This is a genomic window from Arenibacter nanhaiticus (assembly GCF_900141935.1).
In the GTDB taxonomy this organism is placed as follows: Bacteria; Bacteroidota; Bacteroidia; order Flavobacteriales; family Flavobacteriaceae; genus Arenibacter; species Arenibacter nanhaiticus.
Window position 1 is genome coordinate 33143 of sequence record NZ_FQYX01000004.1, and the last position, 24113, is coordinate 57255.

Genomic DNA, 24113 nt, shown 5'->3' on the forward strand with positions numbered 1-24113 from the left:
ATGAAAAGAAAAAATGTATCAATGCGTATGTTAACCCTGGGACTAGTAACTGTTATGACCATGTCTTGTAAAGAGGCAAAGAAAGAAGCAGTTCAAGAAAAAAACGCAGTAACTGTTGAGGCAAAAACAAACACCCGAGAGACTACGGCAGCAGGAACTATTATCGATAGCTACCTAGAATTAAAGGACGCCTTGGTGGCAGATAGTCAGGAGAATGCGGCAAAAGCGGGAGAGACCATGCTAAAAAAGATAGCGGAATTTGATATGGCATCTATAGAGGCTTCTGAGCAATCCGAACTAAAAGCAATTATCGCTACTGCCAAGGATAAAGCAACCCAAATTACCAAAGGTGATATCGCAACACAAAGGGCACACTTTGAAGGCTTAAGCAGTGCTATCGTAGATTTTGTGGCCATTGCAGGAACACCAACAACCTTATACCAACAATTTTGTCCGATGTACAATAACAACAAAGGAGGCATGTGGGTAAGTGCAGTGAAGGCTGTTAAAAATCCATATTTTGGAAGCGGCATGCTGAACTGTGGTTTTGTTCAGGCCGAAATCAACTAACAGGGAAGTATAGTTTTTGGACAGGAGCTATAAGTTTCTAGATTGTTCGTAAATTAAAGGGTACTAAACTTGTTCTTAAAAAGAAGCATGAAAAAAAAGATTCTCGTAAAAAATATGGTTTGCAATAGGTGTATAACCTTTTTGGAACAGGAGTTCAAAAAGGTAGGCCTAGTGGTGGTATCCATTACCTTAGGAGAGATTGTTTTCTTGGAAAAAGAAGGAGTCGATGAGGCCTTTATAGAAAGCTTGCTTAGCAAAAATGGCTTCGAACTGGTAAAAGAGGTCGGGATGATGGTGAACGAACAGGTAAAAATAGCTTGTATTGAGGCTATTGACAACCTAGAAGCGGCTACGGAGGAAAACTTATCGGCCTACCTGTCCAAAAAACTAAAGAAGGATTATTCGGTACTGAGTAAAATGTTCAGTAAACAAGAGGGTATTACTATTGAAAGGTACTATATCAATCTAAAAATTGAAAAAGTCAAGGAATTGATTCAACTGCAACGTCTTAATTTTTCTGAGATAGCCTATAGTCTAAATTATAAAAGCAGTAGCCATTTGGCAGCACAGTTTAAATCGGTAACCGGAATGTCTATGAGCGAGTATAAGAATTTGCAGCAATGGGACAGGAAATCATTGGACCAAATAGTATAAACATCCTCCATAATTGTGAAAACACAAACTTGGGGTAAAGGCTACATTTGAGTATTCAATTAAAGACCCATACAATGAGACATACTTATAAAATTTTTGGAATGACCTGTAATGGCTGTAGAAGCCATGTCGAAGAAACGTTGAAACAGGTTTCAGGGGTTACGGAGGCATCGGTAGACTTGGCAAAGGCCGAGGCTACGATACGCATGAGCGAGCATATCGCTTTGGAGAAATTCCAAGAAGCCTTGGCAAAGGAAGGTGACCGTTATAGTATTGCCATGCCGGGAGAGGAAAAGGTTCAGCAGCAGGAATCCAATAAGGAGCCCAAAGAAGGCGGAACAGCTACCTATAAAATTTTTGGGATGACCTGTAATGGCTGTAGAAGCCATGTCGAAGAAACGTTGAAACAGGTTTCAGGGGTTACGGAGGCATCGGTAGACTTGGCAAAGGCCGAGGCTACGATACGCATGAGCGAACATATCGCTTTGGAGAAATTCCAAGAAGCCTTGGCAAAAGAAGGTGACCGTTATAGTATTGCCATGCCCGGGGAAGAACATCCCCAACAGCATATGGCACCTAAAAAAAAACCAAAAGGTAGCGGTACGGGTACCTTTTATTGCCCTATGCATTGCGAAGGCGATAAAGTATATGACAAGGCGGGGGATTGCCCGGTCTGTGGAATGGATTTGGTAGAAGAAGTGAAAATGGATGCCTTTGGGGCTACCCAATATACCTGTCCTATGCATCCGGAAGTACTAAAGGACGAACCCGGGGATTGCCCTATCTGTGGTATGGATCTGGTGCCCGAAGAAGCCGATATATCTGCCGAAGAAAAGAATTATAAGAAGCTGCTCGGCAAGTTTTGGATCGCGGGAATCTTTACCCTGCCCATTTTTATAATTGCCATGTCCGAAATGATACCGAACAACCCATTGTACGACATGCTCCCGATGACCTATTGGAACTGGATACAATTTGGGCTTTCTATCCCCGTAGTATTTTATGCTACCTGGATGTTTTTTGAACGTGCTTATCGTTCCCTAAAAACCTGGAACCTCAATATGTTTACCCTGATCGGTATCGGAGCAGGAGTGGCGTGGTTGTTCAGTGTTTTTGGATTGTTGTTTCCCGATTTTTTCCCTGCCCAGTTTAAGACGCATCACGGAACCGTGCACGTATATTTTGAAGCAGCGACCGTTATCCTAACCTTGGTGTTGATGGGACAATTGTTGGAAGCACGGGCCCATAGTAAAACAAACAACGCCGTAAAGGAGCTGTTGAAACTGGCACCCAATAAAGCGGTACGAGTAGTCGATGGCAAGGAAGAAACCATCGCAATAGATAAAATTAAAATAGGAGATTTATTAAGGGTAAAACCGGGAGAAAAAATACCCGTGGACGGGGCCATCCGAGAAGGCAATACTTCTATAGACGAATCCATGATCACCGGGGAGCCCATTCCTGTAGATAAGGGGGAAGGCGATACCGTAAATTCGGGGACCATTAATGGAAAGCAATCCTTTTTGATGGAAGCCCAAAAAGTAGGGTCCGATACCCTGCTGGCCCAGATCATCGATATGGTGAACAAAGCCAGTAGGAGTCAGGCACCCATACAAAAATTGGCCGATAAAATCTCTGGCTATTTTGTGCCCGTGGTGGTCGTCATAGCCTTGATCACTTTCGTAATATGGGCAAGTTTTGGTCCGGAACCGGCCTATGTGTACGCACTGGTCAACGCCATTGCCGTACTTATTATTGCATGTCCCTGTGCCCTAGGTTTGGCCACTCCTATGTCCGTTATGGTGGGCGTTGGGAAAGGAGCACAGTCGGGAGTATTGATCAAGAATGCGGAGGCCTTGGAGAAGATGGATACCATAGATACCCTCATCATAGACAAAACAGGGACTATCACCGAAGGAAAGCCTTCTGTAGAACGAGTAGGGAGTGCCTCTTCCGAGTATACCCAAGCGCAAATACTACAATATATATACGCGCTCAACAACCATAGCGAGCACCCTTTGGCAGAAGCAACCGTGGCCTATGCCAAAGAAAAAGAAAGTACCCTGTTAAAGGTATCCGATTTTAGGTCGGTAACCGGAAAAGGGGTCACCGGAACCGCAGAAGGGAAGTCACTGGCCTTGGGCAATAAAAAAATGATGGAAGAAGCGCAAGTAACTTTGTCCGACGAATTGCTGGAGGCGGTGACGATAGAGCAGAAAAAGGGGAAAACAGTGCCTTTCTTGGCCATAGATAATATAGGGGCAGGCTATGTGGTCATCAGTGATAAAATTAAGGAGGGCAGTAAAAAAGCCATTGAAGAACTGCAGTCACACGGGGTAGCGGTAATGATGCTAACCGGGGATAATTACGATACTGCCAGCGCAGTGGCCCAAAGCCTGAATTTGGCCGATTTTAAAGCCGAAATGCTGCCCGAGGATAAACTAAATATAGTTGCCCAATTACAAAAAGACGGCAAAAAGGTAGCGATGGCCGGTGACGGTATCAACGATGCCCCAGCTTTGGCAAAGGCCGATGTAGGAATCGCCATGGGAACCGGAACCGACGTAGCCATAGAAAGCGCCGCCATGACCCTGGTAAAAGGAGATTTACATGGCATAGTAAAGGCGCGGAATTTGAGTGTAAAAGTGATGAAGAATATAAAACAGAATTTATTCTTTGCCCTAATTTACAATAGTCTAGGCGTGCCTATTGCCGCGGGATTGCTGTTTCCGGTTTTTGGACTGTTATTGTCTCCCATGATCGCGGCACTGGCCATGAGCTTTAGCTCGGTATCGGTGATCGCCAATGCCCTAAGATTAAGAACAACCAATATTACGTAATTATAAATGAAGAAAATACTTTGTATTTCCCTATTGTCCCTAGGAGTATTGAATTGTAAAAATGCGAAGGAACCCAAGGCAGAGGGCCATCAGCACCCAGCGCCAAAAGAAGTGGCCGGTACGGCAAATAAAGTACTAAGTCCACACACTTCGGTAATGGCCATGATAGGCGATGCCCATATGCATATCGATTACTCTTCCCCAGGCGTACGAGATCGGATCATTTTTGGGGGATTACTGCCTTTTAATGCCGTATGGCAGGCAGGAGCCCATATGGCCACCTGGATAGAGTCCGATAAAGACCTGAGCATAGCAGGACAAGTGCTGCCCGCAGGGAAATATGGTTTTTTTGTGATACCCACAAAATCCGAATGGACCCTGATTTTCAATTCCAATTGGAATCAGCATGGGAAAGACGATTATAAGGAATCGGAAGATGTGCTGCGTTTTCAGGTGACCCCAAAAACCTTGGATACGACGAAGGAGCACTTGGAATATTCCATAATAAAGAAGAACGATAGCGAAGGGGAAATTTCTCTGGCTTGGGAAAAGATAGCCGTAAGCTTTCCTTTTAAGGTATCTAATTAAGGGGGCAAATGCTATCACTGCTTTTATATAAAAAAAGACCCTGATATCGATAGCCATTGTTGAGCTTTGAACTAAGTAGGTCGGAAATAAATGAAACAATAAGAATAAGATGAAAAAGTACATACTATATGTCGGGATATTACTAGCAGGTCTCCTAATGGGATGGCTGCTATTTGGAGAAAGTGCCAGCAAGGGAGATCAGCACGATCCTTCCGGGGAAGTGGCCGAGAGTCAGCTATGGACCTGTTCCATGCACCCTCAGATTATGCAGCCCGAAGCTGGGGACTGCCCCATTTGTGGAATGGACCTTATTCCTGCGGAGTCCGGAGCGGACGGTTTGGCTGCCGATCAGTTTAAAATGACCAAAAATGCCATGGCCCTGGCCAATGTGCAGACGGCTATAGTGGGCGCTGGAGAAGCTGGTGAAAACAAGCTGAAACTATCAGGGAAAATTAAAGAAAATGAAGAGGCCAATGCAGTACAAGCTTCTTACTTTGAAGGTAGGGTAGAAAAATTAGGGGTTAGTTTTACGGGAGAAACCGTAAAAAAAGGACAACTATTGGCCACTATCTATGCCCCTGCCTTAGTAGCGGCGCAACAAGAACTTATAACGGCGGCAAGCTTAAAAGCAACACAGCCCGCGCTGTACAAGGCCGTGCGAAATAAATTAAAGCTGTGGAAACTAAGCGAAGGGCAAATCGACCAAATAGAAACTTCGGGAAAAGTGAGAGAGAACTTTCCGATCTATGCCACTGTTGCCGGAACGGTTTCCGAAAAAATGGTGCAAGAAGGCGACTATGTTAAGCAGGGGCAACCCCTATTTAAAATAGCCGATCTAAACTCGGTTTGGGCCGTATTCGACGCCTATGAAAATCAAATACCATCCCTAAAAGTCGGACAAACAGTAAAGATCACTGCCAAGGCTTATCCAAATAAGGAATTTGAGGCGAAGATCTCATTCATCGACCCAAGGTTGAATACCAGTACCAGAACACTAATGGTACGGGCAACATTACAAAACAAGGATGCTACTTTTAAACCGGGAATGTTCGTAGAAGGGAATATCGATATATTGGGCAAACAAAATGATGAGGTAGTTGTTATTCCAGAAAGTGCCGTCTTATGGACCGGAAAACGCTCTTTGGTATATATAAAGGAAAGTGGCGATGAGCCTATCTTTCAACTGAGGGAAGTAAGCCTAGGAACACTAGGCAGTGGTCGCTATACGGTGTTCAGCGGTTTGGAAAATGGGGAAGAAATTGTCGTTAATGGAGCCTTTACCGTAGACGCGGCGGCCCAATTAATGGGAAAGAAATCTATGATGAATCAAAGCGGTGGAAAAACGATGACTGGGCACGAAGGACATCATCCGGGCAGTATGGGCCAAGAAACCGCAACCGAGCTAAAAATAGAGTGGTCGGCTACTTTTGAGGCCGAGTTCAAGAAGGTAATCACCGCCTACTTCGAAATGAAGGATGCCTTGGTTGCCAGTGATGGCGCCTTGGCAAGTGCAGCAGCAAAGAACAGTTTAGCCCCCCTAAAGAAACTGGCGAAGGACAAGGGACTCGATGAAAGCGCCAAGGAATACATGGCGAAATTGGAACAACAGTATTTGACCATTTCCCAAACGGGGGATCTGGAAAAACAACGAGCGGAATTTGTAACCCTCTCAGACAACATGATCACCATCGGCGCCAACCTTAAGGAAATATCCGCGCCCATATATATTCAACATTGCCCTATGGCCAATATCAATAAAGGTGCCTATTGGTTGAGTATGGAAAAAGAGGTTAAAAACCCGTATTACGGCGACAGCATGTTACGCTGTGGTAGCGTGGTCGATTCTATAAAGTAATAGCTATTTGATAGAACCTTAATGATGGTTCATGGTGATTTTCGCTTCGAATAAGTGAAAATTGCTATGAACCATTTTTATTAGCACAACAACTAACATTATCTTAACATACCTCCTTATTTTCTAAACTTTTCGTAACAATCTGATAACCCCAAATAAATCCCTTAAAATAAAAAACAAAGGAGATTTGCAGTCAATACTTCACCTTGTTCTAGCAAGGAGCAAATTAAATTAAGGAAATAGTTGAAAGCAGGGAAAAAAGATATCAGGTTTTTGTTATATGGGGCATTTGCTTCCTTTGGAACATATTTTTGTATGTATGCCTTTCGAAAGCCCTTTACTGTGGCTACTTATGAGGATTTTTCTTTTATGGGGATCGATTACAAAATTATCCTGATCATTGCCCAGGTAATCGGGTATATGCTTTCCAAGTTCATTGGCATAAAGGTAATTTCGGAGCTTAAACCTCAAAACCGCATCTATTATTTAATAGGAATGATCTTTTTAGCAGAGGTCAGTCTCCTTCTCTTTGGCATAACCCCAATGCCCTATAATGTTATTTTTATGTTTCTAAACGGGCTGCCATTGGGGATTGTTTGGGGTATTGTTTTTTCATATTTGGAAGGCCGCAAGTTTACCGAAGTCCTTGGCGTGGCCCTATGTTCTAGTTTTATTGTTTCTAGTGGCGTAGTAAAATCGGCTGGACTTTTGGTGATGGAAAAGTGGCAGGTGTCCGAGTTTTGGATGCCGGCGGTTACCGGTGCGGTTTTTATTGTTCCTTTTGTATTTTTTGCCTGGTTGCTCAATAGGATGCCACCACCTACGGCAGAAGATGAACAGCTAAAAACAGCACGGAAACCTATGACTGCAAAAGATCGTAAAAAAGTGTTTGCAGCTTTCTTTTTTCCGATAGTGATTTTGGTTTTCTTCTATACCTTTTTAACCGCTTTGCGAGATTTTAGGGATAATTTTACCAGAGAAATATGGGATTCCCTAGGCTTTGAAGGGAACGCCGCCATCTATACCTTTTCAGAAATACCTATCGCTGTTTTAGTATTGGTGATCATCGGTGTCATCGGACTTTTAAAAAGCAATTATAAAGCTTTTGTCTCTTATCATTATTTGTTGCTTTTTGGTACCGTGGGTATTGGGGTAACAACCTTGCTTTTTCAAGGGGGAGTTATTTCTCCGGTGGTTTGGATGATGAGCGTGGGTTTTGGGCTTTATATTTGTTATGTGCCCTTTAACTGCATTTTTTTTGATAGGATGATCGCAACCTTTAAAATAAACGGCAATGCCGGATACCTGATTTACATTGCCGATGCCTTTGGGTATTTGGGAAGTATGGCCGTACTCCTTTATAAGAATTTTGGACAGAGCAATATTTCATGGCTTAACTTTTTTATAGGAAGCTCCTATATGATTGCTGTTTTAGGAGGTGTAATTGCCGTGATATCCTTGCTGTACTTTAAAAGAAAATATAGAAAAGAAAATAGTTTAAAAATTAGCAGGGAAACATCACATCCCGAAATGCAACTGATAGAATTATGAAGAAAAAATATGACCTTGTAGTCGTTGGTGGAGGTGTTTTGGGCACTTTTCATGCATATGCCGCGATGGATTTGGGACTGAAAGTGGCCTTGATCGAAAAAAACAATGCCCCTCAGGGAGCCACAGTACGCAATTTTGGACAGGTGGTGCCTTCCGGAATGGACTCTAAGTGGCAGGCCTATGGAAGGGAGAGTTTGCGGATATATAAGGAAATACAATCAAAATTTGATATTTCTGTGCGTCAACAAGGGTCTGTGTATTTAGCCTCTAACGAAGAGGAAGTGCAATTGCTCGAAGAATTGGCGGCAATCAACAAACAGAATGATTATAGCTCCCAGCTATTGACAAAAAGCCAATGCCTTGATAAATATGATGGCCTGCGTAGCGATTATGTAAAAGGCGGACTTTTTTTTCCGGAGGAAGTAATCGTAGAACCAAGGGTCATGATCAATAAACTGCATGCTTATATGAAAGGCGAGGGGCTCGACCTGTTTTTCAATAAAAAAATAACGCAGTGCGAACCTTTGGCCGATGAGGTGTTGCTGATTACCGCTATGGGGGAAACTTTTAAAGCTGCCAAGGTAATGATTTGCAATGGGAGCGATTTTGAGACCCTGTATCCCAAAACTTTTCAGGAAAGCGATCTAGTAGTGTCTAAACTACAGATGATGAGTACCAAACCCCAACAAAACTATAGATTGCAAGGCTCTGTCTTAACCGGACTATCTATTAGGCGCTATGAGGCTTTTGAAGAATGTGCTTCCTATAAAGCTATAAAGGCCAAAGAAAGCCCAGATTCTCTCGAAAAAAAATGGGGCGTCCATATTTTGTTCAAACAAGCTTGCGACGGTTCGGTTATTCTTGGCGATTCTCACGAATATGCTTCCGCAAAGGAAAAGGATCTTTTAGGATTTGATTTAAATATGGATATCGATAATTTTATCATCGAGGAATCTAAAAAAATAATGGACCTGCCCAATTATGACATACAACATCGTTGGTTCGGGATGTATTCGCAATGTAAAACCACCGATATTTATCAGAAGAATATGGATGATAATATTCATATCGTTACAGGTATAGGAGGAAAGGGAATGACGGGAAGCGCTGGGTTTTCCAAGGAAAATATTACGAAACTTTATAATAAAGAAGAATGCACACTATAGAATTAGCCGTATTTGATATGGCAGGGACCACGGTCGATGAAGATAACGTGGTGTACAAAACCTTGCAAAAGGCAATCAATAAAAAAGGCTTAGACTTAAGTCTGGACTTTGTTTTGGAACACGGGGCGGGAAAAGAAAAGCACCAAGCTATAAAAGACATATTAAAGGCCAACGATACTGCTGATGAAGGGTATACTACCTCAGAAATTTTCGAGGACTTTAAAGAATTGTTAAAACAGGCTTACCAAGCATTGGAGGTTAGTACCTATGATGGGGTGCCAGAACTGTTGGAAAGCCTAAAAAAGGCAAATATTAAAGTTGCTTTAAACACGGGCTATGATAAAAATACGGCCCAATTGTTATTAGACAAAATGGGATGGAGCCAAGGGAATCAATACGATGCCCTTATTACGGCCGATGATGTAAAATTGGGCAGGCCCAATCCAGACATGATCGAAGCAGCCATGAACTTGTTGCAGGTGACCGATGCTCAAAAAGTACTAAAGGCCGGAGATTCAATAATCGATATTCAAGAAGGTAAAAATGCCCACTGCGGGATGACCGTCGGAGTTACGTCAGGAGCCCATAATAAAGAGCAGTTATTATCGGCCAAACCAACCTACGTCCTAGACTCGTTAGGCGAATTAAAAGACATTCTTTTAAAGGAAGCTTAGGTAAAAAGTTAATGCAATTCACGAAAACGGACATTGATCGGTAAGATCAATGTCCGTTTTTTTTATGTCTGACCTTCCAAGACAAGAAAGGATGGTGTTTTGCATATTCAACATCAAAAAGAACCCTCCCTCCGCTATTGCCTTCAAGGCCATAAAAGTTCAATTTATAGTATGCAGTATCAGGCCTATTCATAGGAATACCTTCGGCACTTCCTTGCTAACCTTAACCTAACAAACCTAGCAGTATCATTACAATCTCTTAATATAAAGGAAGAGCTTGGTTAATGTTGTCAAGGCATATTTGCAGCACCTTAACAAACAACTAACAAAATCTTTCAAAAACATGATTAAAACGAAACTATTATTGATATTTGCTTTGCTAGCATTTGTCAGCGGCCACTCCCAAAAAATCTTTGAGGGGACGGTTTTGGACGAAAATAATATTCCATTGCCGGGAGCTTCCGTGGTTATAAAGGGAAGTACTACCGGGGCAGCAGCCGATTTTGACGGCAATTTCCAAATAGCATTGCCAACAGGAACAGAAACCTTGGTGGTTTCCTATATAGGGTATGTATCCTCGGAATTTGCCACGGCAAATAAACTCAGGGCCGATATTCAGCTATTGCCAGACTCTCAAAAACTCGATGAGGTAGTGGTAACCGCACTGGGAATCAGTCGTGCCGAGAAAAAAATAGGCTATGCCACCCAAACCATCGATACCGAAATAATCGAAGAGGTAAACGCCCCAAATGTCGGGAGCTTGTTTTCTGGCCAGGTAGCCGGACTTTCGGTCAGTAATCCAACTGGGTTATTTCAAAAGCCTTCTTTTTCGCTGAGAGGTAAAACCCCCCTGATCGTTATCGACGGTATTGCCGTAGAAACAGATTTTTATGATGTTTCTGCCAATGACATTGCCAATATCAATGTATTAAAAGGAACCACAGCATCGGCCCTGTACGGATCTAGAGGAAGGAACGGAGCCATTTTGATCACTACAAAAAATGCCAAAACCGATGGTTTAGAGGTTTCTGTATCCCATAATACCATGGTTTCGGCCGGATTTACCGTATTTCCCGAAACACAAAATGAATACGGGAACGGTTCTAATGGAAAATATGAGTTCTGGGACGGGAAAGATGGTGGTGTGTCCGATGGGGACATGATCTGGGGCCCTAAATTTGAGCCCGGAGTGATGGTATCACAATGGAACAGCCCCATTTATGATAATGTCACCGGAGAAACCATTCCGTGGTGGGGCGACGTTTCCGGAACACAGTACGACGATAAGTCGCGCTATTCCCGAGTACCGACTCCTTGGAAATACCACAATAACCTAAAAGACTTTATGGAACCGGGCTATATCGCTTCAACAGATTTTGCGATAGCCAATAAATCGGAAAAGGGGGCCTTTAGATTGTCGGGGAATTTCTCTAGCCAAAAAGATAGGGTGCCCAATGCCAGTCTTAAAACTGGGGGACTTAGTTTTAAATCGACCACCAACCTTTCCGAAGCCCTTACCTTGGATAGTAAATTGTCCTATAATAAGGTGTTTTCGCCCAACTATCCCAGACACGGGTACGGCCCAAAAAACCATATGTATACCATTCTTATTTGGATGGGTGATGATGTCAATGGAAAGGAATTGGACGAACATCGGTATGTGCCAGGACAGGAAGGCTACCGGCAGGCAAATTATAATTATGCCTGGTATAACAATGTATACTTTGCCGCTCATGAGCTGAACCAGAAATACGATGCCAACCTGATCAATGCGCAAATGGCATTGAACTATAAAATTACCGACGGTCTAAGCCTACAGGCAAGGGGATCGGCAGTGGTCCAGGATATTTTTGAAGACCGCCAAAGTCCCAAAAGTTACTTGAACTATGGAGATGCCAGGGATGGAGACTATAAAACATGGAACAGCAATAGGCTAACCGTAGATTACGATATCCTAGCATCTTATAGCAAGGATTTGAGCGATGATTTTTCTTTTGATATCAATGCCGGTGCAGCTTCTTTTTATAGAAAATACCAACAAGAATACAATTCTACCGATGGTTTGGTAGTGCCCTTTGTATATAGTTTAAACAACACCAAGGGTGCGGTGGCAGCCAAAACCCATTTACAAGAAAAGGCTACCAATAGTGTGTATGCTACTTTTGGAATGGATCTTTACAATGCGGTGTTCCTAACCTTGGCGGCCAGAAACGATTGGTCTTCTACCTTGCCCAAGGAAAACAGATCCTATTTTTACCCTTCGGCTTCTTTAAGTACCGTGGTATCTAATTATGTGAACCTTCCAGTGGGGATAGATTATTTAAAGGCCTTTGGTTCATGGGCAAAAGTGTCTAGCGACCTTGGCCCGTATAGTACCGAATCTTTTTATACGAATAATGGTGTGTTTGGAGGAAACGTAAAATTGGAATACCCCAATGGTTTGGTCAATGCCAACATTCAGCCAGAAAGCTCTAACTCTTTCGAATTGGGACTGAGTTCGGCGTTTATACAAAACCAAGTCCGCTTGGACCTTACTTACTACAATGTAGTCGATACCAACCAGATTATAGACTTGCCTATTTCTAACACCTCTGGTTTTGAGAGCCGTAAGGTGAACGGGAACGAATATACTACCAAAGGATTAGAGCTTGTCCTAGGAGCTACCCCTTTCCGTACGGATGACTTTAGATGGGACGCAACGGCCAACTGGAGTAGAAAGGTAAGGCGTATCACAGAAATTTATGGCGATAATGCTACCTATAACAATTTAAGACTCAATGACCGCGCCGATAGCTATTATGCTACCGTTTGGCAAAAATCTCCTGCAGGGGATTTGATTTTAAACGACAAAGGAATGCCGGTACGGGATAATTTTAAACAGCGATTGGGGCATACCGACCCTAGTTGGACCTTGGGGCTTCAGAACAATTTTAGATACAAAAAACTTTCCGTAAATATCGGTATCGATGGGGTATGGGGCGGATTGATGCGTTCTTTAACCGTTGAAAAAATGTGGTGGGGCGGTAAGCATCCTAATTCTACGGAATACAGGGATGCGGAATACGCGGCAGGGAAGCCTGTTTATGTTCCCCAAGGCGTCACGGTAACTGGAGGAGAATTGGTACAAGATGTAGATGGTACCGTCATTTCCGATACCAGGACCTTTCAAGAAAATACCACCGCCGTAAGCTGGCAGACCTGGTCGCAGAATTATCCTTACAGAGGGGCAGTGACCAATAAGGAAAATAAGAAATTCGCGAACATTTTTGACCGCAGCTTCTTTAAACTGCGAACCCTTTCCTTTAAATACGATTTAACCGAACTAGCCAATATAAAAGGAGTAAAAAGCCTAGAGACAACCTTAAGCGGATATAACCTTTTCGTTTGGAAAAAAGCAGATTTGATAGATCCAGATTTTGGAAATGACAACAATTTGCAAGACCCATCTTCAAGATATATTGGTATGGGTGTTAATGTTAAATTTTAGAAATAGAAACACAATGAAGAAAATAAAAATATTATGCCACCTATTTATTCTGATAACCCTTTCGGCATGTCACGATTTATCAGATATTAACGAAAACCCTAATAACGTGGGGCAGACCCACCCTCAGTTATTATTGACCAATATTGCCAGCAATGCCTTTACGGTCCAAGGGACTTCGGCCTTGTATGCGTCTAGAATGCTAGTGCAAACAGACGGAGAAAGCAACAACCAATATTATAATTGGAACCGCGCCAGTTTTGGAGACTATAATATGTTGGGAGAAGTAACCAAAATGATGCAAGAGGCAGAACGCATCAATAGCACAGAATACATCGCTCTCGCCAAATTCTTTAGGGCCTATTACTTTTATAACCTGAGCTTAACCTTTGGCGATATTCCGTATAGTGAAGCCCTACAAGGGGAAACAGCGGAAAATTATGCTCCTAAATACGATTCCCAAAAAGAAGTGTTTATAGGGATATTAAAGGAACTTTCAGAAGCCAACGAACTTTTAAGGGACAATACCAACCTTATTGCAGGGGATATTATTTTTGGTGGCAATACGCTAAAATGGCAAAAGTTGGTCAATTCCTTTAGGCTAAAGGTACTCATGACCCTTTCTAAAAAAGAAGGCGATGCCCAATTGGGAATTAAAGAGGCCTTCGCTTCAATTTATGCCAACGAGCCTATTATGGTCTCTAATGAAGACAATGGGCAATTGGTGTACTCGGACGAAGAGGGCAGTAGGTACCGAGAATTCAATTCTAGTAGCTACGGCTCTGGGATGTATATGTCCGCAACCTTTGTAGATAGGTTAAAGGATAGGCAAGACCCTAGGTTGTTTATCTTTTGCGGAAGGACAAAGAATGCCAAGGAAGCAGGTTTGGCCATAGACGATTTTAATGCCTATGAAGGTGGCGATCCCTTGGCCCCTTATGCAGAAGTAAACGATAAGGCCGCTGCCGGTGACGTGTCTAAAGTGAATCTGAGGTATTCTACAGACCCCACCACCGAACCTCACAACCTGTTGGGATATTGGGAACTGGAATTTATCTTGGCGGAAGCAGCCGTAAGAGGATGGATAGCCACCCCTGCCAAAACCCATTACGAAAATGGCGTTAAAGCATCTTTTAGCTTTTATAACGACTATGCCAAAAACTTTGAAACCTATGTTGATGCATCGGATGCAGATACTTATTTAAGCGGTTCCTTGGTAGCCTTTGATGCGGCGTTCCCTACGGCAAAAAAACTGGAACTGATCTTGACCCAAAAATATTTCACTTCCTTTTTACAGTCGGGTTGGAGAATGTATTTTGACCATTTGAGAACAGGGTACCCAAGTTTTGCCCAAACACCTGGGATTACTCCCCCAACAAGATGGATGTATCCCCAGTCCGAATACAACAACAATACCGAGAATGTTTCCAGGGCCATTGAAGTTCAATTTGGGACTGGAAACGATAAAATACGGGAAATAAGCTGGTGGTTGCAATAAGCGGATAAGAACGATTCAGTAGCGACCTAAGGCCAAAGGATATTTCTTTGGTCTTAGGTTATTATTGCAGCAAAGCCATAGAAAACAGCATAAGAATGATTATTTTAGAAAAATAATTTTCTTTTAAAGAGGTTATTAAACCAACCATTAAACTACCCCATGATTAAAAGTATTCCGCTTATCGGTGTCCTATGTTTTCTTATGTTTATAGGTCGCGCGCAACAAAAGGACGTGAGCATCCAAATACAACCATACCTTCAGGACGCCACCCCAACTTCCATAAAAATTTTGTGGCAAACCACCGCAGGGGAAGAAAGTATCGTAGAATGGGGCCTTACCCCAAAACTGGGAAAAAAATCAAAGGGTACTGCCGTCGATATCAATTATACCGAGACCAGGTTGCACGAGGTAAAAGTAGAAGGCCTTAAGCGTTTTACAGAATATTACTATCGGGTAAAAACCGCTAAGGCCGTATCCGATATTTATCAGTTTAAAACACCACCTTTTGCCAGGGATCAGGAGTCTTTTAAAATTGTGGCCATGAGCGATATGCAAAAAGACCACAATAACCCTGATAAATTTTCCGAAGTGGTCAATGAGGGAGTCTTAACATATTTGGAAAAAGAGTTTGGAGGCACCCTGCCCGACAACCTTGCTATGGTATTGATCCCCGGCGATTTGGTAGAAAATGGCACCAAGTACGACCAATGGAAAAACGATTTTTTTAATCCGGCAGAAAAATTGTTGTCCGAGGTTCCCGTATATCCTGTATTGGGGAACCATGAAAAGAATTCGGTCTTTTACTTTAAATATTTTAGTCTGCCAGAAAACGGTAGTCCGGCCTATGCCGAACATTGGTGGTTTAAAGATTATGGGAACACCAGAATAATAGGTTTGAACTCTAATGATGGCTACAACAATAGCAGCGAACAATACCAATGGTTAAAAAAACTATTGGAAGATACCGCCAAAGACAAGGAAGTAGATTTTGTCTTTGCCCAATTGCACCATCCCCACAAATCGGAACTATGGATTCCGGGGGAAGAAGATTTTTCAGGGAAAGTGGTAGCCTTATTGGAAGAATTCTCTACAGAAACCGGAATACCAAGCATTCACTTTTTTGGACATACCCACGGATATTCGCGGGGTCAATCCCGGGATCATAAACACCTTTGGATCAATGTGGCTTCGGCAGGTGGGGCCATAGATAATTGGGGAGAGTTTGAAGGCAGGGATTATGAAGAATTTAGCGTAACCCAAGACGAATACGGATTTGTAATGGTAGAAGTCGATGGCAATAGGGAAGATCCCAAATTTACCATTAAAAGAATCAGCAGAGGTAATGAAACCGAGTTTCGGGAAAACGAACTTAGGGATAGTATTACCGTTTGGAGAAAAGAAAGAAAACCACAGCCGCCAGTGGCCCTTTCCCCCAATAATGAAACCGTTCATTTTTCGGGAACGACCTTAAAGGCAGGCGCATTTAAAACAAACTTTAAGGATGCCTTCCATGCCGCTTCGCACTGGCAAATAGCAACGACCGAAAACTTTGAAAAACCTGTTTTTGAGAGTTGGAAACAGCACGAAAACTGGTATTACGAAGAAAACAGGCAAAAAGACGATGACCTTTCCGACGAGGTGACAAAACGCTTAGTGCCCAATACCACCTATTTTTGGAGAGTACGTTACCGAGATCAAAATTTAAACTGGAGCGATTGGTCCAATACCTTAACTTTTAACACTATAAATTCAACAAAAAAATGAAAAGAAATTTAGTTGCCCTTATGATGGTTCTTGTAGCGGGAATTTTCTCTAAGGCCATGGCGCAAACAGATAATAGTCCCAAGGTGGTTTTAATTACCTTAGACGGACTCCGTTGGCAAGAATTATTTTCGGGTGCCGATCCCTTATTGGTGGCAAATAAAAAATACGTAGGCGATACTACGGAATTAAAATCCCTTTTCTGGAGAGAAACTGCCGAGGAAAGAAGAGCTAGTTTAATGCCTTTTTTCTGGAACGAGGTAGTAAAAATGGGGCAGTTGCACGGCAATAGAAACCAAGGCAGCAAGGTAGATCTTACCAATAAAATGTGGTTTTCATATCCTGGTTACAATGAAATTTTAACCGGTGCTGCCGACGATGTAAACATCACCAGCAACAATAAGGTTAACAACCCCAATAAAACTATTTTGGAGCTTGTAAACAATCTCCCGGAATATAAGGGCAAGGTAGCCGCTTTTGGAAGCTGGGACGTCTTTCCTTTTATCATCAACAAAGAGCGCTCGGGCATTCCTGTGAATGCCGGATTTGATGTGGCCCAAGGAGACGATTTAACGGAAAGGGAGCAGTTTTTGAACAAATTGCAACAACAGTTGCCAAGCCCATGGGGATCGGTACGGTTAGATGCCTTTACACATCACTTTGCCTTGGAACACATGAAAAAGAAACACCCTAAACTTTTGTTTATCTCCTATGGGGAAACCGACGATTTTGCCCATGATGGGGATTACGATGCCTATTTAAAAGCAGCCCATAATACCGATGGCTTAATTAAGGAGCTTTGGCAATACACCCAAGCAGATCCTTTTTACAAGGACAATACTACTTTTATCATCACCACTGATCACGGTCGTGGGACCGATCCATTAGATACGTGGAAAGGTCATGGCAGTAGTATAAAAGGAGCTGGCGAAGTGTGGATGGTGGCCTTTGGAAAAGGCGTTAAGGCCTTGGGAGAGCTTAAAGAAAACGGGCAATTGTTTACTACCCAAATTGCACCCACCATTATTAAAGTCTTGGATGCCCCTAAAAAAGCATTCGACTTAAAGGAAAAACCATTGCGTTTAAATTCCAAATAAATATTAGAATTAGTGAAAACAAAAGCCGTTACATGTATGTAGCGGCTTTTGTCGTTTTAATCCCGGTGGTACTTCAGATCAATGGGAAATCGCCATAGCGTCAATTTCCTGGTTGATGGCCTTTAGTACTTCCTCTTCTCGTTTTAATTCCTCAAGAATAGCGTTTTTAGAACCTTCAAAACCTTTTTTTAGCGAGCCAAATAGGTTTTGGTAATACGCCACCCCATCGAGCATATTGGTGACAAAGGTTCGTAAGTACTTCTCTTGTTTTTTATCCATGGCAAGTTCAGCGGCCGACAACCTGTTTTTAAGATAGTCCATATAAAGTCCCAACTCCTTAATGAACATATGAGGCCTATCTGTTCGGACAATGACATTTCTATGACCATAAATATGATCTGTCATTTCCTTTAAACGCATGGTTCTGGAAAAATATGCCATGTTGGGCCCTGGGCAAATAGAGACCCCTGTTCCTTCGGCCTTTGTGTCCAAATCATAGGCCAATAAGGCAGAAGTCCCCAAGCCAACACAGGTACAGGACTTTTCCGTTATTTTTTGCCATCGCTGCTCGTATGCCTCCCTGGAAATATCTTCTGCATTTAATTCCTTGATTTTTAAATGTTGGTACTGCCTAGAAGCGGTACAGATACCTTGTTCCGTATAGTCCTTGTTTAAGGCAACGAATTTTTTGGGACACGAACTTCCCGGCCTGTTTTTATCAATCAATTTTTGTTTTTCCAAATCCTTGGTGTTTCCTCTAAGGTTATGGAAAGGAACGCCCAGAGGAGAAATATCGCTTAAATACAGATCCTTTTCCTGGGCATTTACCAGCTTATTACGGGTGTCCCTATCTACGGTGGTCGCTTCTGGGACCAATAAAAATGGGGTTCCCCATCCCACGGAATCTACCTGGTAATGGTCTAGTAAAAAGGAATGTTCTTCTGCCGTACCCACCCCGCCTTGGGCAGTGATCCTTAAGGGTAAGGATGCAGTTGGCAGACTGCGGTTTTTTTGCTCCAGGGCCGAAATTAATATACCGTGTACTTCCTTTATATAGGATTCCCGGTTTTTCAGAAATTCGGCTAAAATAGGTCCCATTAAGTAACCGTCCGTCGCAAAGGCATGTCCCCCGCAATTCAAGCCGGACTCTATTCTATATTCGGAAACCCACAGGCCTTTTTTGGCCAAAAATTTTCCCTGGATCAAAGCCGACCTATAATCGCTTACTTTGAGTACTATTTTCTTTTTTACGACTCCTTTGTCATCGGGGTAGAAGTCTTCAAAATTTTCTATATAACTGTACAAACGCGGATTCATACCGGCCGATAGGATTAAGGAAGAGCTTAGGTCGCTATTGGCGTACCCACGTAAGGCAGCATGCGCATCGTTATAAATTACCGCTTGCTTCTCTTTACCGATATAATTGTCCTTGTCTACCTTGGTCATGATGTTGACATCAATACTGCCCATGGTCAAATGTTCTCGGCACCATTTTTTGAGGTCGGGGAGATTAAAGTCTCCCGAAGCTATTTTTAGAAACTCCTGTTTTAAGGTAGCTGAATCTGGCAGTAGCTGAAAGTACTCTTTTATCTCCTGACTAGTTTCAAGGCTGGAATTTTTTAAGGCTTCAAATTTTTCGCGCGCCAATTTGTTCACCATATTTAGATAAGAGGTAATGCGTTGTGCTCTAAAATCTTCGAACGTATCCGTAATCTCTTGATAAGGGAGTTCAAATTTTTCACAATACATTTTCCTTAATTTCTCCAAGAGAATATCATCTACCAAGGAAATTACCGAGTCAATACCCAAATGAGACACTTTTAAGGGAGTATCTATGGTAAATCCAATGCCCATTACCGGAATATGAAAGCTGTGCTGTTTCATTTTATTCATTTTTTGTTCTTGGCCAAAACCATTGATTAGGGTGTATGCACATGGAATAGCAATACCTAATCTTCCTAAAAATCATCAGTTCCCGTTTCAAATAGATTCGACCGTTTATGAATGGGCAAAATTTAGGCGAAATGACCTCTTAGAATATGATTTTTGTCAGGTTTTGCGTAAAAAATATTGTCGTAGTACCTCCTGTCCGCACTGAAATACGCAATAGGGAGGTGTAAAATGGATAAAAAGGTTAAGATAATAGTAGCTTATAGTTTAGTTAACACAACTCTGATTTTATAGGCTCATTTTTGTGCCATTGAAAGTTTACATAAAATTTGGTTTGAGTTGGTTTTATGGAAAGCCGGTGTTCAGCATCGGCTTTTTTTATGTGCTATAATTTAAAGGCAAATTTTATTGATGATTATAACTTGGGCGTTCCCTCCTTTGTCGGGCGGGCCCTTGGCTATATCCCTTGCGCTGCTGCGGGGATGCCGCCGCGGTCCCTAACGCGGAACAAAGTGCCAATGGTTTAAGGTGCCAACATTAAATCGGACCTTGGATGTCTTTCCTGTTATAAGGAAGGACGAGGCGTATTAAAATGCTTTGTCCGTCGTGTTATCGGAACAAAAGAAGCAAAGCCCCAACCGCAGTTAGGATTAAGATCATTTTACGGTAATACTTATCTTTAATCACCCTTACCAAACGCACGCCCATAAACAGCCCTAATAGAATGCCTGGAAGCAGTTGTAGATTTATAAGAAGCGTTTCTGGGGTAATGGTTTTCCAAATAAAGATATGGAAGGGTACCTTAAAAAGGTTTACGATAAAAAACAACCAGGCGGCAGTACCTATGAATTCGTTTTTGGGCAATCGCATGGCCAAAAAATAGATGTTGGAGAATGCACCGGCCAAATTACCGATCATAGTGGTTATTCCTGCCATGATACCAACGAAGCCGCCAAAGGCCCAATGGGTAGGCACCTTTTTAGATTTCTTATTGTCCCACCAGTACATCATCACCAAGGTGCCCAAAATAATGACAGACATACTTATTTTAAATGTACTCGCGGGCAGATCCTTCCCTATGGCGGTACCTAGAAAAATACCTAGGATCATCCAAGGGAGAAATTTAATGATGTATTTCCATTGGGTATGGCGGTGGTAATAAATAACGGCTATGGTATCGCCAACGACCAATAAGGGCACCAAAAGTCCGGTCGATTCCTTGGCGCCAAAGGCTAGGGCCATCAGAGTAACGATGATAATAGAGATTCCCTTGATCCCTGCCTTGGAAATACCAAGAATAAAAGTGGCCGAAAAGGCAAGAAACCATGTTGTTAATGTGATATCTGATTCTATTGGGAAGTTCATATGTGACATTTAGCAAACAAAAAGCAAAAGTATCCTAAAAAAAATTATCTTTATCGATTGATTTAACCAATACCATTTTCATGGAATTAAGTACACTCGATTACAGTTTTATAATAGTTTTCTTTTCAATTGTATTAGGAATTGGAATTTATGTTTCAAAAAAGTCAGGAAAAGATTCTGCAGAATATTTCCTGTCAGGAAGAACAATGCCTTGGTGGTTATTGGGCCTTTCTATGGTTGCGACCACATTTTCTACCGACACGCCAAACTTGGTAACGGATATTGTCCGTACCAATGGAGTTTCTGGTAACTGGGTATGGTGGGCGTTTTTGCTTACCGGATTATTAACCGTGTTTGTATACGCCAAACTATGGCGTAAGTCTAATGTAAATACCGATCTTGAATTTTATGAGTTGCGCTATGGCGGGGCTCCGGCAGAATTCCTGCGGAAGTTTAGAGCGGTTTACCTAGGGGTTATTTTCAACGTTATTACCATGTCGGCCGTTACTTTGGCTGCTATAAAAATTGGTGGTATTATGTTAGGGCTAGAGCCTTGGCAGACCGTAGTGAGTGCGGGTCTTATTACCGTTACCTTTAGTGCCTTGGGTGGATTTAAAGGGGTGGTTTATACCGATTTTCTTTTGTTTTTCGTAGCAATGGGTGGTGCGATTGGAGCTGCTTACTATTTGGTGAATATCCCTGAAGTAGGTGGTATTGATGCCCTTATGGCAAATGAACACGTTAAGGATAAACTTAACATTTTGCCAGACTTTAGCAATACGAAGGCTTTGATTACCTTATTTATTATTCCATTGGCAGTACAATGGTGGAGCTCTTGGTACCCTGGTGCAGAACCAGGTGGTGGGGGGTATATCGCACAACGTATGTTGGCGGCGAAGAATGAAAACCATGCCATTGGTGCTACTTTCTTTTTTAATATTATGCATTATGCCTTACGTCCTTGGCCTTGGATCTTAGTAGCTTTGGCTTCTTTGGTTGTATATCCGGATGTAGCCAGTATCCATGCTGCTTTCCCTAATGTTGCTGTAGATAAATTAGGACACGATTTGGCCTATTCTGCGATGTTGACCAAACTTCCTAGTGGTTTGCTTGGATTGGTCTTGGCTTCTTTGATCGCAGCTTATATGAGTACCATTTCTACCCAATTAAACTGGGGATCTTCTTATATAGTATATGATTTTTACAAACAACAGATCAACCCTAATGCCACCGAAAAGAGATTGGTGGCCGTAGGAAGAATATCTACCGTTGTTTTAATGATATTTAGTGCTGTTTTGGCCTTGTTATTACAAAATGCCTTGCAGTTGTTCGAAGTGCTTTTAGTTTTTGGTGCGGGTACTGGACTTATTTTTATCCTAAGATGGTTCTGGTGGAGAATTAATGCGTGGAGTGAAATTACGGCCATGTTTGCCTCCGGTATTATTTCTATTGTATTAAAGTTAACAGCGGTTGGTCCTTTCTTTTTCGCTGCGGAAACCGGAGTGTTCCCAGACTGGGCAGAATATCCAATGGTAGTATTGGTAACAACGGCAATATGGTTGGCAGTTACTTTTATGACCCAAGCCGAATCAAAGGAGGTCTTACAGAGTTTCTACAAGAAAATTCAGCCAGGGGGGCCAGGGTGGAAGAGTGTAATTTCAGGAGCAGAAAAAGACAATGTAGAAATAGTAAACACTAAGGAAAAATGGAGCGTACCTGCTGGTATCGGAGCCATGTTATTAGGTTGTGTGCTTATCTATTCTTGTATGTTTGCTACAGGATACTGGATTTATGGCTACTATACAGGGGCAATATCCTTGACGATTTTAGCGGCTATTTCAGGAGCGTTATTAGCAGTCGTTTGGAACAAAATGAAGTCTAATATCTTGTAAGAGGTATTGGCCGAAAATATAACAGACCCCTAGTTGTTTACAATTTAGTACATAACTAGGGGTCTTTTTTTTGTCCCTATTTATAAATGGACGGCTCTTTTTCTGAGGGAGCATTCTTTAGAGAGAGGAGTTGTAATATTTAATATGAATTGCCTTATTGGGCGTTGAGGTTTCCTTGTAAAGTGTTCTGGCTTCATCTCAGTTCTTTACTGTAAATAAAAGGTTTTAGAGATACTGGTTTTTCGGTTGTTTTCTAATAGGTTGATACGGCCTTTCTTGGACCCTCAGTTTGTCCGTAGAAAATTATAGGTACGCTTAATGCCAATCATTCTCTCCTTAGCTCTTTTTTAAAATGCTATCTTACTATAACGACCGCACCTTCTTCGTTGCTGAAATGCCATTTACCGTATTTCCTAATGGTCCAATAAACAGCTTAACCAATTGCTTTATTGTTCCATGGAGCCCTTCTTCCGCGTTAGGGACCGTAGCGGCATCCCCGCAGCAGCGCAAGGGATATAGCGGAGTGCCCGCCCGACATGGGAGGGAACGCCCAAAAATGAAGGCTATAAAGGCCTATGACAGCATACGCCAAGCTGGAAAAAGAATTTAGGGAGGCGTACCGTTAGGCTAGTCTCTTAGCGATAATAGCCTGGAAACGTATTTCCCGATGACATCGAATTCTAAATTTACGACCGTTCCAAGTTGGTATTCTCTAAACCTGGTGTGCTCGTAAGTATATGGAATAATGGCTACACTGAAACTGTTTTTATCAGAATCTACCACAGTTAAACTAGTGCCGTCTATGGTTATGGAGCCCTTTTCTATGGTAACGTTGTTCTGGGCAGGGTCGTAATTAAAGGTAAAAAACCAACTGCCGTCCTTTTCTTCTATTTTGGTGCAAGTACCGGTTTGGTCGACATGGCCCTGAACAATATGTCCGTCTAACCTAGCGCCCAAAACCATGGCGCGTTCCAAGTTTACAGTATCGGCCTCCTTAAGTTCGTTTAAATTGGTTTTTTGCAAGGTTTCCTCAATGGCCGTAACCGTATAAGAAGTGTCCTCGATGGCGACAACCGTTAGGCAAACCCCGTTGTGGGCTACACTTTGGTCTATTTTTAACTCAGGGGCAAGGGACGATTTTATGGTAATGTGAAGATTAGTGCCTTGCTTGTCCAATTTTTGTACCTCTCCTAAAGTTTCAATAATCCCAGTAAACATGTGTCGTTTA

General features: G+C 42.3%; 16 protein-coding genes. 13 read left to right on the forward strand and 3 right to left on the reverse strand.

Annotated features, from left to right (window positions below; genetic code table 11):
• The 12 genes from BUA16_RS03570 to BUA16_RS03630 all read left to right on the forward strand — a co-directional run bounded on the left by BUA16_RS03570 (window position 1) and on the right by BUA16_RS03630 (window position 17738).
• Window positions 1–570: a DUF3347 domain-containing protein gene (locus BUA16_RS03570; protein WP_072763274.1), complete on the forward strand. Its 570-nt coding sequence runs from the start codon at window positions 1–3 to the stop codon at window positions 568–570.
• 87 nt (window positions 571–657) lie between these two features.
• A complete protein-coding gene (locus BUA16_RS03575) occupies window positions 658–1224 on the forward strand; it encodes a helix-turn-helix domain-containing protein (protein ID WP_072763275.1) in 567 nt (188 codons plus the stop codon).
• Between the two features lie 74 nt (window positions 1225–1298).
• Window positions 1299–4064 carry a heavy metal translocating P-type ATPase gene (locus tag BUA16_RS03580; protein WP_072763276.1) on the forward strand — a complete coding sequence of 922 codons (2766 nt, stop codon included), beginning with the start codon at window positions 1299–1301 and terminating at the stop codon, window positions 4062–4064.
• A 6-nt stretch (window positions 4065–4070) separates the two neighbouring features.
• The gene (locus BUA16_RS03585) at window positions 4071–4652 is read left to right on the forward strand and encodes a DUF2911 domain-containing protein (RefSeq protein ID WP_072763277.1); all 582 of its coding nucleotides are present in this window, start codon (window positions 4071–4073) and stop codon (window positions 4650–4652) included.
• 109 nt (window positions 4653–4761) lie between these two features.
• The gene (locus BUA16_RS03590) at window positions 4762–6507 is read left to right on the forward strand and encodes an efflux RND transporter periplasmic adaptor subunit (protein ID WP_072763278.1); all 1746 of its coding nucleotides are present in this window, start codon (window positions 4762–4764) and stop codon (window positions 6505–6507) included.
• 243 nt (window positions 6508–6750) lie between these two features.
• Window positions 6751–8058 (forward strand): DUF5690 family protein, encoded by a 1308-nt coding sequence (locus tag BUA16_RS03595; protein ID WP_072763279.1) that lies wholly within the window; start codon window positions 6751–6753, stop codon window positions 8056–8058.
• On the forward strand, window positions 8055–9224 hold the full coding sequence (locus BUA16_RS03600; RefSeq protein ID WP_072763280.1) for a TIGR03364 family FAD-dependent oxidoreductase: 1170 nt from the start codon (window positions 8055–8057) through the stop codon (window positions 9222–9224). Before BUA16_RS03595 ends, BUA16_RS03600 begins: the two co-directional genes overlap by 4 nt.
• Window positions 9212–9898: a phosphonatase-like hydrolase gene (locus tag BUA16_RS03605; protein WP_072763281.1), complete on the forward strand. Its 687-nt coding sequence runs from the start codon at window positions 9212–9214 to the stop codon at window positions 9896–9898. The genes BUA16_RS03600 and BUA16_RS03605 overlap by 13 nt, the downstream gene beginning before the upstream one ends.
• A gap of 343 nt (window positions 9899–10241) precedes the next feature.
• A complete protein-coding gene (locus tag BUA16_RS03615) occupies window positions 10242–13385 on the forward strand; it encodes a SusC/RagA family TonB-linked outer membrane protein (protein ID WP_143150455.1) in 3144 nt (1047 codons plus the stop codon).
• 13 nt (window positions 13386–13398) lie between these two features.
• The gene (locus BUA16_RS03620; protein WP_072763426.1) at window positions 13399–14880 is read left to right on the forward strand and encodes a SusD/RagB family nutrient-binding outer membrane lipoprotein; all 1482 of its coding nucleotides are present in this window, start codon (window positions 13399–13401) and stop codon (window positions 14878–14880) included.
• 159 nt (window positions 14881–15039) lie between these two features.
• Window positions 15040–16644, forward strand: coding sequence for a purple acid phosphatase family protein (locus BUA16_RS03625; protein WP_072763283.1), 1605 nt, complete (start codon window positions 15040–15042; stop codon window positions 16642–16644).
• Window positions 16641–17738 carry an alkaline phosphatase family protein gene (locus BUA16_RS03630; protein ID WP_072763284.1) on the forward strand — a complete coding sequence of 366 codons (1098 nt, stop codon included), beginning with the start codon at window positions 16641–16643 and terminating at the stop codon, window positions 17736–17738. Before BUA16_RS03625 ends, BUA16_RS03630 begins: the two co-directional genes overlap by 4 nt.
• Before the next feature lie 78 nt (window positions 17739–17816).
• Here the strand turns inward: BUA16_RS03630 and BUA16_RS03635 are convergent, their stop codons facing one another.
• Both BUA16_RS03635 and BUA16_RS03640 read right to left on the reverse strand, forming a co-directional pair.
• Window positions 17817–19622, reverse strand: a complete 1806-nt coding sequence (locus tag BUA16_RS03635) for a hypothetical protein (protein ID WP_143150456.1) — start codon at window positions 19620–19622, stop codon at window positions 17817–17819.
• 615 nt (window positions 19623–20237) lie between these two features.
• A complete protein-coding gene (locus BUA16_RS03640) occupies window positions 20238–20993 on the reverse strand; it encodes a sulfite exporter TauE/SafE family protein (RefSeq protein WP_072763286.1) in 756 nt (251 codons plus the stop codon).
• A gap of 80 nt (window positions 20994–21073) precedes the next feature.
• Here BUA16_RS03640 and BUA16_RS03645 point away from each other — a divergent pair, with 80 nt between their 5' ends.
• Window positions 21074–22885: a sodium:solute symporter family protein gene (locus BUA16_RS03645; protein WP_072763287.1), complete on the forward strand. Its 1812-nt coding sequence runs from the start codon at window positions 21074–21076 to the stop codon at window positions 22883–22885.
• Window positions 22886–23512: 627 nt separating this feature from the next.
• On the opposite strand, the gene BUA16_RS03655 is transcribed toward BUA16_RS03645, so the two are convergent.
• Complete coding sequence (locus BUA16_RS03655) at window positions 23513–24103, reverse strand: riboflavin synthase (RefSeq protein WP_072763289.1); 591 nt, start codon at window positions 24101–24103, stop codon at window positions 23513–23515.
• Window positions 24104–24113 lie beyond the last annotated feature (10 nt).